Origin of the sequence: Cupriavidus sp. WS, assembly GCF_000395345.1 — a bacterium.
Classification (GTDB): domain Bacteria; phylum Pseudomonadota; class Gammaproteobacteria; order Burkholderiales; family Burkholderiaceae; genus Cupriavidus; species Cupriavidus basilensis_B.
Map to the genome: position 1 here is coordinate 41,072 of NZ_AQPL01000071.1, position 13,577 is coordinate 54,648.

Below are 13,577 nucleotides of genomic sequence, written 5' to 3' on the forward strand. Positions count from 1 at the left end.
CCGTCAGTGCGTCGGGGTACCGAGGTAAGCCTCGATCACCGCTGGATTGTTCTGGACGTCTTGCGGCAGGCCCTGCGCGATGACCTTGCCGTAGTCGAGCACGGTCAGGCTGTTGCACAGGCCCATCACCAGCTTCACGTCGTGCTCGATCAGCAGGATGGTCTTGCCGTCGCTGCGGATCTTGTCGAGCAGGCCGCGCAACTCCACCTTCTCGGTGGCGTTCATGCCGGCGGCGGGCTCGTCCAGGGCCAGCAGCTTGGGCTCGGTGGCCAGCGCCCGGGCGATCTCGAGGCGGCGCTGATGGCCGTAGGAGAGGTTGCGCGAGGTGAAGTTGGCGTACTTGCCGATGCCCACGTACTCGAGCAGGTCATGCGCCATGTCCTCGATGCCCTCTTCCTCGTGCCGCACGTGCGGCGGGCGGAAGATGGCGCCGAAGATGCCGGCCTTGGTGCGCACGTGGCGCCCCACCATGACGTTTTCCAGCGCGGTCATCTCGCCGAACAGGCGGATGTTCTGGAACGTGCGGGCGATGCCGGCCTTGGCCACTTCGTGCACGGCGGTCGGCTGGTAGGCCTGGCCGCCCAGCACGAACTCGCCCGAGTCCGGCGTGTAGAGGCCGGTGATCACGTTGAAGAAGGTGGTCTTGCCGGCGCCGTTGGGGCCGATCAGGCCGTAGATCTGGCCCGGACGGATCTGCAGGCCCACGTCGGACAGGGCCTGCAGCCCGCCGAAGCGCTTGTTGACCCCCTGTACCGACAGGAGGAAGTTCTCGTTGCTCATCTTGTCCTCCTGGTCAGAAACGGCCGACGCTGCCGGGGCGGCGCACGACCGGGCGGTCTTCCTTGCGCGGCGACGGCCACAGGCCGGCCGGGCGGTACAGCATCACGATCACGAGGGCCAGGCCGAACAGCAGCTGGCGCAGCACTTCCGCGTCGACGATGGCGTGGCCGAAGACCATGCGCTGGGCCGGCTCGGCGACCACGCGCAGCAGTTCCTGGAAGCCGACCAGCAGGATGCCGCCGAGGATCACGCCCGGGATGTGGCCCATGCCGCCCAGCACCACGATGGCGAGGATGTAGATGGACTCCCACAACACGAATGATTCCGGCGACACGAAGCCCTGGAACGCGCCGAACACCGCGCCCGAGGCGCCGCCGAACGAGGCGCCCATCGCGAAGGCCAGCAGCTTGACGTTGCGGGTGTTGATGCCCATCGCCTTGGCGGCGATCTCGTCCTCGCGGATGGCGACGAAGGCGCGGCCGATGCGCGAGTTCTGCAGGCGCAGGCAGATGAACACGATCACGATGACCAGGAACACCAGCAGGTAGTAGTACATGAACACCGGCGTGAACTTGAGCCCGAAGATCTCGTGCGACTTCGAGAAATCGAAGCCGAAGATATGGACCGGGTCCACCGCGGTGATGCCCTTCGGCCCGTTCGTGATGTTGATCGGGCGGTCGAGGTTGTTCATGAAGATGCGGATGATCTCGCCGAAGCCCAGCGTCACGATGGCCAGGTAGTCGCCGCGCAGCTTGAGCGTCGGCGCGCCGAGCAGCACGCCGAACGTGGCCGCCACCGCCACCGCGATCGGCAGCACGAACCACATCGACAGGTGCAGGCCGTTGGGGAACAGGTTGTGGATCCACTCGAACTGGTTCGCCAGGTGGGGCGAGCCGAGCAGCGCCATCAGGTAGGCGCCGACCGCGTAGAAGGCGATGTAGCCGAGGTCGAGCAGGCCGGCGAAGCCCACCACGATGTTCAGGCCCAGGGCCAGCATGATGTAGATCAGCGCGAAGTCGAGCACGCGCACCCAGTAGTTGCCGCCCAGCGTCTGCACGAGGAACGGCGCGCACAGGGCGACCACCAGGAAGGCAAGCAGCGCGGCCAGGGTCTTGGCCGGGGTCTTGGTCAGCGGCGCGGGTTGCGCCGTGGATGGAATCGGGGCACTCATGGATTCTCTCCTCAGGCGCGTTCGGAAACCCGCTCGCCCATGATGCCGGACGGACGGAACACAAGGACGATGATCAGCACGATGAAGGCGAACACGTCCTGGTAGTTGGAGCCGAAGACACCGCCGGTGAGGTCGCCGATGTAGCCGGCGCCGAGCGCTTCGATCAGGCCCAGCAGCATGCCGCCGACCATCGCGCCGGCGAGGTTGCCGATGCCGCCCAGCACCGCGGCGGTGAACGCCTTCAGGCCGGGGATGAAGCCCATGTAGAAGTGGGCGTTGCCGTAGTTGGTGGCCATCATCACGCCGGCCAGCGCGGCCAGCGCGGCGCCGATCATGAAGGTGGCGGAGATCACGAAGTTCGGGTTCACGCCCATCAGGCCGGCCACCTTCTGGTTCTCGGCGGTGGCGCGCATGGCGCGGCCGAGCTTGGTGCGGTTGACCAGCGTCAGCAGGCCCGCCATGACCATCAGCGCCATGCCGATGATGACGATTTCCTTGCCGGTGATGGTGGCGCCGGTCGAGCCGATGTCGATCGGGCTGGACGGCAGCAGTTGCGGGAAGGTCAGCGGATTGCGCGACCAGATCAGCATGCCCATCGTCTGGAGGATGATGGACACGCCGATGGCGGTGATCAGCGGCGCCAGGCGCGGCGCGTTGCGCAGCGGCCGGTAGGCGACCCGCTCGATGGTGTAGGCCAGGACCGCGCACACGGGCATGGCGATCAGCGTCGCGATGACCAGCGTGAGCCATTCGGGCAGGCCCGGGGCGAATTTCTGCAATCCGAGGATCGCCGAGAGGGCAGTCAGTGCGCCGATCATCAGCACGTCGCCGTGGGCGAAGTTGATGATCCCGAGAATGCCGTAGACCATGGTGTAGCCAAGTGCGATCAGCGCATAGATGCTGCCGAGCACCAGACCATTCACGATCTGCTGGATAAAGATATCCATGAAAACTCCTTGCTCCGTCCGAGGCTCCGCGGCGTGGAGTGGTTGCCGGGCAGACGGTAATGTGTGAGTGGTTTGGTAGTGTGTTATGTGCTGGTAAGCGGCCTGCCTGGTGCACCCCTGGTAAGGATGCCGTATGTTCGGCGAGGCTAAAAAAACGGCACCGCAAAATGCTCGCGGTGCCGTTCGGATGGGCCGGTAAGCCCGGATTACATCTTCACGACGTCGAGGACGGTCTTCTTCTTGTCCTTGTATTCGTAAAGCGTGATCGTGCCTTCCTTCATGTCGCCCTTGTCGTCGAAGGCGATGTTGCCGATCAGGCCCTTGTAGTTCGTCTTGGGCATTTCGGCCAGGATGGCTGCCGGTTCGGTCGAGTTGGCGCGCTTCATGGCGTCGACGATGACCATCACGGCGTCATACGTGAACGGCGCGTAGATCTGCACCGGGGCGTTGAAGCGAGCCTGGTAGCGCTTGTCGAAGTCCGCGCCCTGCTCCATCTTCGACAGGGCCAGGCCGGCTTCCGAGCAGATGATGTTGGACACCGCGTCGCCGGCCAGCTCGGCCACCTTGTCGGTACACACGCCGTCGCCGCCGACGATCTTGGAGCCGATGCCGAGTTCCTTGGCCTGCTTGGCGAACGGGCCGCCGGTGGCGTCCATGCCGCCGTACATGATCACGTCGGGCTTCTTGCCCTTGATCTTGGTCAGGATGGCCTTGAAGTCGGTGGCCTTGTCGTTGGTGGCTTCACGCGCCACCACGTTCACGCCCGAAGCCTTGACGGTCTTCTCGAACTCGTCGGCCAGGCCCTTGCCGTAGGCAGTGGCATCGTCGACGATGGCCACGGACTTGGCATGCAGGCTCTTGGTGGCGTAGTTGGCCAGCGCCGGGCCCTGCTGGGCGTCGGTGGCCACCACGCGGAAGGTGGTCTTGAAGCCTTGCTTGGTGTAGTCGGGGTTGGTCGACGACGGCGAGATCTGCGCGATGCCGGCATCGCTGTAGATCTTGGAGGCCGGGATCGATACGCCCGAGTTCAGGTGGCCGACCACGGCCACGACCTTCTCGTCGACCAGCTTCTGCGCCACGGCGGTGCCGGTCTTCGGATCGCCCGCGTCGTCTTCGCCGACCAGTTCGAGCGTGATCTTCTTGCCGTTGATTTCGAGGCCGGCCTTGTTGACTTCTTCCACGGCCAGGCGGGCGCCGTTTTCGTTGTCCTTGCCAAGGTGAGCGATGCCGCCGGTGAGCGGAGCCGCGTGGCCGATCTTGACTACGGTGTCACCGCTGCCGGCTGCGGGAGCGGCTGCGGCAGCAGGTGCCGACGCTGCCGCATCGGCCGGCTTTTCTTCCTTCTTGCCGCAAGCAGTAACCAGCGCCACTGCGGCTGCGATCGGCAGAATCTTGGCAAACGTGATTTGCATGAGTGATCTCCTAGGATTCACATGATCAGGGTAAACCAACGCCCCCCGGACGTTTCCCCTGAACCGCCTTTGTTTAGTTTCAATTTGAAACGCGCGAATTGTATCCCCTTTTTTTGCGGATGCAATATGCGACGCAACAACCTGAAGGATTAACCCACAAAGTGAGCTAGGGAATTTCCCCAATGCACACATTGGGGCAATTCCCGCCTACTCGCGGGCTAGCCTTCGTTACTAACAAGAATCGTGCCTACCCCCATCCAGACCCGGCTTTTGCTGCGCTTGCATCACTCGCGAAGGGACCGTATTAAATAGACGTTTCATTTAATAGGAGCGTGTCCCTTCTAATACAAGAGCCTAATAGCCCGGCACCATAATAGGGAAACTCCTAACTCTAGGGAATTCCCTTATTTGTCTGCCGCGACAGACACGTAAAGGCGAATAGGCACCGCCGCCGTGCATTATCGGCGGGGGGTCGCGGCATATTCATGCCGCATCCTGGTGCATGGCCGCGACCGGCCCGGGACGGCCGCATGCGGGTGCGCGGCGCCGGCCCGCGGCGCACCGCCGAAGGGCGGGCACGGAAGGACGGGCGGGCGGGGGCGCGTGGAGTCGACGCGCAACGTCGGCACGCGGCGTCGGCGCAGGCAGTCAAGCGGGAAAGCGGAAAGGAAGGCAGCGGCCGGCGCGTGCCGCCGGCGCGGCGGCACGGCCCGGGGAACGGGCCGGTGCCGGAAGCACGTGGATCAGGCCGAGGGCACCAGTCCGCGCGGCAGCGGGAACGACATCTTCTCCTCGATGCCGTCGAGCGCGCGCACGTGGCGCACGCCGAGCAGGCGCAGGCGCTCGACGATGGACTGCGCGAGCGCCTCCGGCGCGGACGCGCCGGCGGTCAGGCCGATGCGGCGCTTGCCCGCGACCCATTCCGGGCGGAGCTGGTCGGGCGAGTCGATCATGTAGGCCGGCACGCCCAGGCGCTCGGCCAGCTCGCGCAGGCGGTTGGAGTTCGAGCTGTTGGGGCTGCCCACCACGATCACCACTTCCACCTGCGGCGCCATGAACTTCACGGCGTCCTGGCGGTTCTGCGTGGCGTAGCAGATGTCCTGCTTCTTGGGCTCGCGGATCTGCGGGAAGCGCGCCTTCAGCGCGGCGACGATCTCCAGCGTCTCGTCCACCGACAGCGTGGTCTGGGTCACGAAGGCCAGCCGGCTCGGGTCGGACACGGCGAGCCTCGCCACGTCCTCGGCCGATTCCACCAGCAGCATGCCGCCCTCGGTCTGGCCCATCGTGCCCTCGACCTCCGGGTGGCCGGCGTGGCCGATCATGATGATCTCGCAGCCCTCGGCGCGCATCTTGCCCACCTCGACGTGGACCTTCGTCACCAGCGGGCAAGTGGCGTCGAACACGTTGAGGCCGCGCGCGGTCGCGTCGGCGCGCACTTCCTTGGACACCCCGTGCGCGCTGAAGATGACGGTGGAGCCGGACGGCACTTCCTCCAGCTCCTGCACGAAGATCGCGCCCTTGCGGCGCAGGTCCTCGACCACGTAGGCATTGTGGACAATCTCGTGGCGCACGTAGATCGGCGCGCCGTAGCGCGCGAGGGCACGCTCGACGATCTCGATGGCGCGATCCACGCCGGCGCAGAAGCCGCGGGGCTGCGCCATCAGGATCTCGGCTTCGGCGGCTGTGGTGAGTTCGGACATGCGGAAATTCAGTGCAATGCGGCCGGCGCGGGACCGGCCTGGTTCAGCCTAGAGAATGCCGATCAGCTGGACATCGAACAGGATGGTCTGCCCGGCCAGCGGATGATTGAAATCGAACAGCGCGGCGGTCTCGCCGATCTCCTTGAGCACACCGGCGTACTTGCCGCCGCCGGGCGCATTGAACTCGACCAGGTCGCCCGGCGTGTAGTTCTCTTCGAACGAACTGTTTTCGCGCAGCGTGGCGAGCGACACCCGCTGCAGCAGTTCCGGATTGCGCGGGCCGAAGGCATGCTCCGGCGCCAGCCGGTAGGTCATGCGCTCGCCCTCGGGCATGCCCAGCAGGGCCTGCTCCAGGGTGGGCGCGAACTGGCCCTGGCCCAGCAGCAGCGTGGCGGGTTTTTCTTCGAACGTGCTGATGATCTCCGTGCCGTTCTCGAGGGAGATGCTGTAGTGCAGGGTCAGGAAGGAATCCGGCTGCACGGTCTTGCGACCGTCAGCGGCGCCGCCCTGCGGCCCTGACGCAAAAGTTTGCAGATTCATGGGTGCTCAACCAGTCGACAACCCGTATTGTAAGCGACTCGACCGCGCGCCGCCTTGTCCATGCCGGCGCGCGCCGCCACGCAGTGCCATTGTTCCGGGGGGATCGTGTCATGCGCATTACCGACTGGCCCAGCAGCGAGCGGCCGCGCGAAAAACTGCTGCGCGAGGGCGCCGCCGCGCTGTCGGACGCCGAGCTGCTCGCCGTATTCCTGCGCGTGGGCGTGGCCGGCAAGAGCGCGGTCGACCTCGCGCGCGAGCTGCTCAACGACTTCGGCACGCTCAGTTGCCTGTTTTCCGCCAAGGCGGAGGAATTTGCCCGCGTCCGCGGCATGGGTACCGCCAAGTACGCCCAGCTGCAGGCCGCCCAGGAACTGACCCGGCGCGGGCTGGCCGAGCGCCTGACGCTGCCCGGCGGGCTCGATTCGCCGGCCGCGGTGCGCGATTACCTGCGCCTGACGCTGTCGGCCTACGAGCACGAGGTCTTCATGTGCCTGTTCCTCGACGCGCGCAACCGCCTGCTGGCCAGCGAGGAACTGTTCCGCGGCAGCCTGACGCAGACCAGCGTCTATCCGCGCGAGGTGGCGCGCCAGGCCTTGCTGCATAATGCGGCCTCCGTGATCGTGGCGCACAACCATCCGTCGGGCAACGCCATGCCCAGCAGCGCGGACCTGTCGATGACCCGCTCGCTGACGCGCTCGCTGGCGCTGATCGACGTCAGGGTGCTCGACCATTTCATCGTGGCGGGCACCACGATCCACTCGTTCGCGGAGCATGGCGAACTGTGAGCCACATGCCGCCACATGCGGTACATGGCGCACACGGACCGGACCGGAAGCCGTGCAATAGTGCGTGAAACGGCACGAACGGCCCGCCTGTGCACGGTAAACTGCGGAAGGCATTGATCCGCCGGAGCTTTCCGGTCTATAATGCCCGTTTTGCTGAAGTCTTAACCGCTGCAGTCCGGGCCGCGCGCCTTTTGTTGATCTGTTGCGAACATTGTCCACGAATAGAAGATTTAGGAGTGCTTCATGGCACGCGTCTGTCAAGTGACCGGGAAAGCGCCGATGGTCGGCAACAACGTTTCCCACGCAAACAACAAGACCAAGCGCCGTTTTCTGCCCAACCTGCAGAATCGTCGTTTCTTTGTTGAATCGGAAAACCGCTGGGTGAGCCTGCGCGTCTCGAACGCCGGCCTGCGCCTGATCGACAAGAAAGGCATCGACTCCGTGCTCGCCGACCTGCGCGCACGCGGCGAAGTCTAATTAGGAGTACATCATGGCCAGCAAAGGCGGACGCGACAAAATCAAGCTGGAGTCGACTGCAGGTACGGGTCACTTCTACACGACCACGAAGAACAAGCGCACCATGCCGGAAAAGATGGAGATCATGAAGTTCGATCCCGTCGTGCGCAAGCACGTGTCGTACAAGGAAACCAAGATCAAGTAATTGATCGTTGCGTTCCGCATGCCGATTCGCGCGGCATGTCCGTGAAAACCCCGCTCATGCGGGGTTTTTGCTTTTCCGGGCCGGCCGTCGCTGCGTTCCGTACCCGCATCCCGCCGGCGCCCGCGCGCACCCGCATGCCCACGTGACGGCGCGCCGGGTGTACACTTTCCAGCTTTCCTGCCACCCGGCCGCGCGCCGCGCGCGCCCCTTCGCATCATGAACTTCGATGTCGCCATTGTCGGCAGCGGACTGGCCGGTCTGACGGTCGCGCTGCAACTGGCCGACACCCATCGGGTTGTCATTATCTGCAAACGCGCCATGACGCAGGGCGCCAGCGACTGGGCCCAGGGCGGCATCGCGGCCGTGCTCGACTCCGGCGACAGTCACGACGAGCACACCCAGGACACGCTGGTCGCCGGCGCGGGGCTGTGCGACGACGGCGCCACGCGCTTCATCGTGGAGCACGGGCGCGAAGCGATCCAGTGGCTGATCGACCGCGGCGTGCCGTTCACGCGCGACGAGCAGGCCGAACTCGGCTTCCACCTCACGCGCGAAGGCGGCCACAGCCGCCGGCGCATCATCCACGCCGCCGATGCCACCGGCCACGCGGTCGTGACCACGCTGACCGAGCAGGCGCGCAACCACCCGAACATCACCGTGATCGAGGACCACTTCGCCGTGGATCTCATCACCTCGCGCAAGCTCGGCCTGCCGGGCAACCGCTGCTACGGCCTCTACGTGCTGGACGACGCCAGCGGCGAGGTGCGCACCCTCACCGCCACCCACACGGTGCTGGCCACCGGCGGCGCGGGCAAGGTGTACCTGTACACCACCAACCCCGACACGGCCACCGGCGACGGCATCGCGATGGCATGGCGTGCGGGCTGCCGGGTCTCGAACATGGAGTTCATCCAGTTCCACCCGACCTGCCTGTACCATCCCTACGCCAAGTCCTTCCTGATCTCCGAGGCGGTGCGCGGCGAAGGCGGCCTGCTCAAGCTGCCCGACGGCACGCGTTTCATGCCCGAGCACGACGCGCGCGCCGAGCTGGCGCCGCGCGACGTGGTGGCGCGCGCGATCGACTTCGAAATGAAGAAGCGCGGCCTGGACTACGTGCACCTCGACATCAGCCACCAGCCCGAGTCGTTCCTGCGCGAGCACTTCCCCACCATCTACGCGCGCTGCCTGGAGCTGGGCATCGACATCGCGCGCGAGCCGATCCCCGTGGTGCCCGCGGCGCACTACACCTGCGGCGGCGTGGTGACGGACACCGCCGGGCGCACCGACCTGGCGAACCTCTACGCCGTGGGCGAAACCGCCTGCACCGGCCTGCACGGCGCCAACCGGCTGGCATCGAACTCGCTGCTGGAATGCATGGTGATCGGCCGCGCCGCGGCGCTCGACATCGCATCGCAGGACAAGGCCGGCCAGCCCGACATCGCCCTGCCGGTATGGGACGAGAGCCGCGTGGCGGACGCCGACGAGGAAGTCGTGGTCTCGCACAACTGGGACGAGCTGCGCCGCATGATGTGGAACTACGTCGGCATCGTGCGCACCAGCAAGCGGCTCGAGCGCGCGCAGCACCGCATCAGCCTGCTGCGCGAGGAGATCGCCGAGTACTACGCCAATTTCCGCGTCACGCGCGACCTGCTGGAGTTGCGCAACCTCGTCGAGGTGGCGTCGCTGATCGTGGACAGCGCCTACTCGCGGCACGAAAGCCGCGGCCTGCACTACAGCCGGGACTATCCCGACACGCTGCCCAAGGCACTGCCGACCGTCATGCAGCCGGTGTTCAAGCGGGAAGCGGGGAAGTAGGATCTTGGGATTTGCTCCCCTCTCCCGCTTGCGGGAGAGGGGCCGGGGGGGAGAGTGAGAACGGAGCGCGGCTGCGCCGCGCTAGGCTGAGATCCTCAGCGAGTAGTCGGTGGCGCGCACATCCTTGGTCAGCGCGCCCACCGAGATCCGGTCCACGCCGGTCTCGGCGAACACGCGGATGGTGTCCGCGTTGACTCCGCCCGACACTTCCAGCAGCGCGCGCCCTGCGTTGATGCGCACGGCATCGTGCATCATCGGCACGGTGAAGTTGTCGATCAGGATCGACTTGGCGCCGGCGGCCAGCGCTTCTTCGAGCTCGGCCAGGGTCTCCACTTCCACCTGCACCGACACGCCGGTCTCGAGCGCCTGCGCGGCCCGCATCGCCGCGGTGATACTGCCGGCCGCCGCGATGTGGTTTTCCTTGATCAGGATGCCGTCGTAGAGCGCGAGGCGCTGGTTCTCGCCGCCGCCGACGCGCACCGCGTACTTCTGCGCCAGGCGCAGCCCGGGCAGGGTCTTGCGCGTGTCCAGCACGCGCGCGCGGGTGCCTGCGATGAGGTCGGCGTAGCGCCGCGTGGCGGTGGCCACGCCGGACAGCAGCTGCAGGAAATTCAGCGACGGGCGCTCCGCGGTCAGCAGCGTGCGCGCCGGGCCGGCGATCTCGCACACCGCGGAATCGGGCGCCATGCGCGCGCCCTCGGCCTGCAGCCAGCGCACTTCCAGCGCCGGGTCAACGGCGCGCATGCACGCCTCGAACCACGGCTGGCCGCACAGCACGGCCTCTTCGCGCACGATCACGCGCGCCTGCGCGCGCTTGTCCGCCGGCACCAGCAGGCCGGTGAGGTCGCCGCTGCCGACGTCCTCGGCGATGGCCGCGCGCACGTTGGCCTGCAGCGCCTCGGCGAGCGCGGGGCCGAAACTGTCGAAAATCGGGTTGTTGATGCTCATGCTGCCTGCCTTGCTCCTGTCACTCATGCCGGGCCGATGCCCTTGAACAGCGCCTGCTCCGCGGCGAGATCCCCGCGCGGGCGCACATTGGCCTTCTGCTGCGCGGCGAAATCGAGCATGCGGTCGATGCAGGTCACGGCCTGGCGGCCGATCTGCGCGTCGACGTGGATTTCGTTGTGGCCGCGCTCGAGCACCTCGGCCAGGTTCGTCAGCGCGTTCATGGCCATCCACGGGCAGTGCGCGCAGCTCTTGCAGGTGGCGCTGTTGCCGGCCGTGGGCGCCTCGATGAAGCGCTTGCCCGGCGCGGCCATGCGCATCTTGTGCAGGATGCCGTTGTCGGTGGCGACGATGAACTCGTCGGCGTCCAGCGCCACCGCCGCCGCGATCAGTTGCGAGGTGGAGCCGACCACGTCGGCCTGCTCGACCACATGGGCCGGCGACTCCGGGTGCACCAGGATCTTGGCCTTGGGGAATTCGCGGCGCAGCAGGTCCAGTTCGATGCCCTTGAACTCGTCGTGCACCAGGCACGAGCCCTGCCACAGCAGCATGTCGGCGCCGGTCTGCTTCTGGATGTAGCTGCCGAGATGCTTGTCGGGCGCCCACAGGATCTTCTTGCCCTGGGCATGCAGGTGCTCGACGATCTTCAGGCCGATGCTGGACGTCACCATCCAGTCCGCGCGCGCCTTCACGGCGGCGCTGGTGTTGGCGTAGACCACCACGGTGCGGTCGGGGTGCGCGTCGCAGAACGCGGTGAATTCGTCGGCCGGGCAGCCCAGGTCGAGCGAGCAGGTCGCGTCGAGGTCCGGCATCAGCACGGTCTTTTCGGGACTCAGGATCTTGGCGGTCTCGCCCATGAAGCGCACGCCGGCGACCACCAGCGTCTTGGCCGGGTGATCGCGGCCGAAGCGCGCCATCTCGAGCGAGTCGGACACGCAGCCGCCGGTTTCCTCGGCCAGGTCCTGCAGGTCGGCATCCACGTAATAGTGGGCGACCAGCACCGCGTCGCGGGCCTTGAGCAGTGCCCTGATGCGCTCCTTGAGCGCGTCGCGCTCCGGCGCGGACAGCACCGGCGGCACTTTGGCCCAGGCGTGGGCGACGCAGCTCACGCCCTCGGGGGACACCGCCGAGAGGTTCGGTTTCTCGAACTCGACGGTCTTGATCGTTTGTGGGGTCATCTCCGATACTCCTCTTGGCCGCCGCGTGCCTCGCTGCTGGCCCTGACATGGGGGAGTTTAGCGAAAACAAAAGCCCCGCCAGGGGCGGGGCTTTCGGGCGCAGTGCATTGTAACAGGCCGCGCCGGATCGGGCTGCGGCCCGCCACGGGCCTGGCCTTACGCGTAGCGGCGCAGGCGCAGCGAGAAATCGTGCAGGGCCTGGATGCCGCTGGCCTCGGCGCGGTGGCACCAGGCCTGCAGCTGCTGCAGCAACTGCTCGCGCGTCAGGTTGGAGCGACCCCAGATCGCGGCCAGCTCGCGGCGCATTTCCACGAAGGTATGCAGCGACTTGTTCTGCTCGACGATGTTCGCGAGCTGCTTGCGCTGCGGGTCGGCCAGCTTGCCTTCCTCGCGGTGGAACCACTTGCGCGCCGGCTTGAAGCTGCTGTACTCGGCCACGCGGGCTTCCTTGAGCTTTTCCAGTTCCTGCTTGTACGCGCTCTTGACGGCCTTGGCGTAGCGCGCCATCACGTCGTAGCGGTTGGCGATGATGGCTTCCAGCGTGTTGTGGTCCACCGGGCGGGCTTCCACCAGACGCGCCTTGGGCGGGGTCTTCTTGACCTTGGCCAGGCCGACCGCCTGCATGGCGCGGATGTAGCCCCAGCCCACGTCGAACTCGTACCACTTGATCGAGAACTTGGCCGAGGTCGGGTAGGTATGGTGGTTGTTGTGCAGCTCTTCGCCGCCGATGATCAGGCCCCACGGCGACACGTTGGTCGAGGCGTCCTCGCAATCGTAGTTGCGATAGCCCCACCAGTGGCCCAGGCCGTTGATGATGCCGGCGGCGTGGATCGGGATCCACAGCATCTGCACGGCCCACACGCTCAGGCCGATCACGCCGAACAGCGCGACGTCGATGATCAGCATCAGGCCCACGCCCTGCCAGCCGAAGCGCGAGTACACATTGCGCTCGACCCAGTCGTCCGGCGTGCCGTGACCGAACTTGGTGACGGTTTCGCGGTTCTTGGCCTCGGCGCGGTACAGCTCGGCGCCTTCCAGCAGCACCTTGCGGATGCCGCGGGTCTGCGGGCTGTGCGGATCTTCCTCGGTCTCGCACTTGGCGTGGTGCTTGCGGTGGATGGCGGTCCACTCCTTCGTGACCATGCCGGTGGTCAGCCACAGCCAGAAGCGGAAGAAATGCGCGGCGATCGGGTGCAGATCCAGCGACCGGTGCGCCATGCAGCGGTGCAGGTAGATGGTGACGCCCGCGATGGTGATGTGCGTCACCACCAGCGTGTAGATGACGATCTCCCACCAGGACCAGTTGGCAAGGCCGTTCGAGGCCCAGTCAAGAATAGTGTCGAACAAACTGTTCTCCGTCGATTAAACAGGTGCTATTGCGCTATTGCGGCACGACAGGGCGGACCGCAAACAGGTGCAGAAAAAGGACTGCAAAATCAGTGATTGCGTCGTAGGGCGCCTGCCGGAAACCCCGGCGCTCGCCGGAGCCCCCGGCATGCGCGTCTGGCGCCTTGGGCAGATTCTGCCGCCGGCGGGACTGGGCACGAGCCGCTGCAATCTGGCGGCTGTCTGGTGTGGGGGCGGGAGGTCGAAAATTCGGAACCCGCAACTATGACAATTCTACCGGAACGTCATCAACGGAA

General features: G+C 66.2%; 13 protein-coding genes. 4 read left to right on the top strand and 9 right to left on the bottom strand.

Annotated elements, in window-relative coordinates; all coding sequences use genetic code 11:
• Positions 1–3 precede the first annotated feature (3 nt).
• The 6 genes from K206_RS0106980 to K206_RS0107005 form a co-directional block, all read right to left on the bottom strand.
• Complete coding sequence (locus K206_RS0106980) at positions 4–780, bottom strand: ABC transporter ATP-binding protein (RefSeq protein WP_020201698.1); 777 nt, start codon at positions 778–780, stop codon at positions 4–6.
• 13 nt (positions 781–793) lie between these two features.
• A complete protein-coding gene (locus tag K206_RS0106985; protein ID WP_020201699.1) occupies positions 794–1,951 on the bottom strand; it encodes an ABC transporter ATP-binding protein in 1,158 nt (385 codons plus the stop codon).
• Between the two features lie 11 nt (positions 1,952–1,962).
• The gene (locus K206_RS0106990) at positions 1,963–2,898 is read right to left on the bottom strand and encodes a branched-chain amino acid ABC transporter permease (RefSeq protein ID WP_020201700.1); all 936 of its coding nucleotides are present in this window, start codon (positions 2,896–2,898) and stop codon (positions 1,963–1,965) included.
• 206 nt (positions 2,899–3,104) lie between these two features.
• A complete protein-coding gene (locus K206_RS0106995; protein ID WP_020201701.1) occupies positions 3,105–4,310 on the bottom strand; it encodes a branched-chain amino acid ABC transporter substrate-binding protein in 1,206 nt (401 codons plus the stop codon).
• A 743-nt stretch (positions 4,311–5,053) separates the two neighbouring features.
• The gene (gene ispH, locus K206_RS0107000; protein WP_020201702.1) at positions 5,054–6,010 is read right to left on the bottom strand and encodes a 4-hydroxy-3-methylbut-2-enyl diphosphate reductase; all 957 of its coding nucleotides are present in this window, start codon (positions 6,008–6,010) and stop codon (positions 5,054–5,056) included.
• Positions 6,011–6,058: 48 nt separating this feature from the next.
• Positions 6,059–6,550 carry a peptidylprolyl isomerase gene (locus K206_RS0107005; protein WP_020201703.1) on the bottom strand — a complete coding sequence of 164 codons (492 nt, stop codon included), beginning with the start codon at positions 6,548–6,550 and terminating at the stop codon, positions 6,059–6,061.
• Positions 6,551–6,660: 110 nt separating this feature from the next.
• Here K206_RS0107005 and radC point away from each other — a divergent pair, with 110 nt between their 5' ends.
• From radC to nadB, 4 genes are all read left to right on the top strand, one after another.
• The gene (radC, locus tag K206_RS0107010) at positions 6,661–7,335 is read left to right on the top strand and encodes a DNA repair protein RadC (protein ID WP_020201704.1); all 675 of its coding nucleotides are present in this window, start codon (positions 6,661–6,663) and stop codon (positions 7,333–7,335) included.
• 243 nt (positions 7,336–7,578) lie between these two features.
• A complete protein-coding gene (rpmB, locus tag K206_RS0107015; protein WP_006575661.1) occupies positions 7,579–7,812 on the top strand; it encodes a 50S ribosomal protein L28 in 234 nt (77 codons plus the stop codon).
• A gap of 13 nt (positions 7,813–7,825) precedes the next feature.
• Positions 7,826–7,996 (top strand): 50S ribosomal protein L33, encoded by a 171-nt coding sequence (gene rpmG / locus K206_RS0107020; RefSeq protein WP_017227115.1) that lies wholly within the window; start codon positions 7,826–7,828, stop codon positions 7,994–7,996.
• A gap of 216 nt (positions 7,997–8,212) precedes the next feature.
• The gene (nadB, locus tag K206_RS0107025; protein WP_020201705.1) at positions 8,213–9,811 is read left to right on the top strand and encodes an L-aspartate oxidase; all 1,599 of its coding nucleotides are present in this window, start codon (positions 8,213–8,215) and stop codon (positions 9,809–9,811) included.
• 81 nt (positions 9,812–9,892) lie between these two features.
• Here nadB and nadC read toward each other — a convergent pair whose 3' ends face one another.
• The 3 genes from nadC to K206_RS0107040 form a co-directional block, all read right to left on the bottom strand.
• Positions 9,893–10,759, bottom strand: coding sequence for a carboxylating nicotinate-nucleotide diphosphorylase (nadC, locus tag K206_RS0107030; RefSeq protein ID WP_020201706.1), 867 nt, complete (start codon positions 10,757–10,759; stop codon positions 9,893–9,895).
• Positions 10,760–10,782: 23 nt separating this feature from the next.
• A complete protein-coding gene (gene nadA / locus K206_RS0107035; RefSeq protein WP_020201707.1) occupies positions 10,783–11,934 on the bottom strand; it encodes a quinolinate synthase NadA in 1,152 nt (383 codons plus the stop codon).
• A gap of 156 nt (positions 11,935–12,090) precedes the next feature.
• Positions 12,091–13,281: an acyl-CoA desaturase gene (locus tag K206_RS0107040; protein ID WP_020201708.1), complete on the bottom strand. Its 1,191-nt coding sequence runs from the start codon at positions 13,279–13,281 to the stop codon at positions 12,091–12,093.
• Between the last annotated feature and the right edge of the window lie 296 nt (positions 13,282–13,577).

What these genes read in the sequence shown, in the direction of transcription:
- rpmB (WP_006575661.1), top strand. Translation starts at nt 7,579, where the DNA reads ATGGCACGCGTCTGTCAAGTGACCGGGAAAGCGCCGATGGTCGGCAAC.
- radC (WP_020201704.1), top strand. Translation starts at nt 6,661, where the DNA reads ATGCGCATTACCGACTGGCCCAGCAGCGAGCGGCCGCGCGAAAAACTG.
- rpmG (WP_017227115.1), top strand. Translation starts at nt 7,826, where the DNA reads ATGGCCAGCAAAGGCGGACGCGACAAAATCAAGCTGGAGTCGACTGCA.
- K206_RS0106980 (WP_020201698.1), bottom strand. Translation starts at nt 780, where the DNA reads ATGAGCAACGAGAACTTCCTCCTGTCGGTACAGGGGGTCAACAAGCGC.
- nadC (WP_020201706.1), bottom strand. Translation starts at nt 10,759, where the DNA reads ATGAGCATCAACAACCCGATTTTCGACAGTTTCGGCCCCGCGCTCGCC.
- K206_RS0107005 (WP_020201703.1), bottom strand. Translation starts at nt 6,550, where the DNA reads ATGAATCTGCAAACTTTTGCGTCAGGGCCGCAGGGCGGCGCCGCTGAC.
- K206_RS0106990 (WP_020201700.1), bottom strand. Translation starts at nt 2,898, where the DNA reads ATGGATATCTTTATCCAGCAGATCGTGAATGGTCTGGTGCTCGGCAGC.
- nadA (WP_020201707.1), bottom strand. Translation starts at nt 11,934, where the DNA reads ATGACCCCACAAACGATCAAGACCGTCGAGTTCGAGAAACCGAACCTC.
- ispH (WP_020201702.1), bottom strand. Translation starts at nt 6,010, where the DNA reads ATGTCCGAACTCACCACAGCCGCCGAAGCCGAGATCCTGATGGCGCAG.
- K206_RS0106985 (WP_020201699.1), bottom strand. Translation starts at nt 1,951, where the DNA reads ATGAGTGCCCCGATTCCATCCACGGCGCAACCCGCGCCGCTGACCAAG.
- K206_RS0106995 (WP_020201701.1), bottom strand. Translation starts at nt 4,310, where the DNA reads ATGCAAATCACGTTTGCCAAGATTCTGCCGATCGCAGCCGCAGTGGCG.
- nadB (WP_020201705.1), top strand. Translation starts at nt 8,213, where the DNA reads ATGAACTTCGATGTCGCCATTGTCGGCAGCGGACTGGCCGGTCTGACG.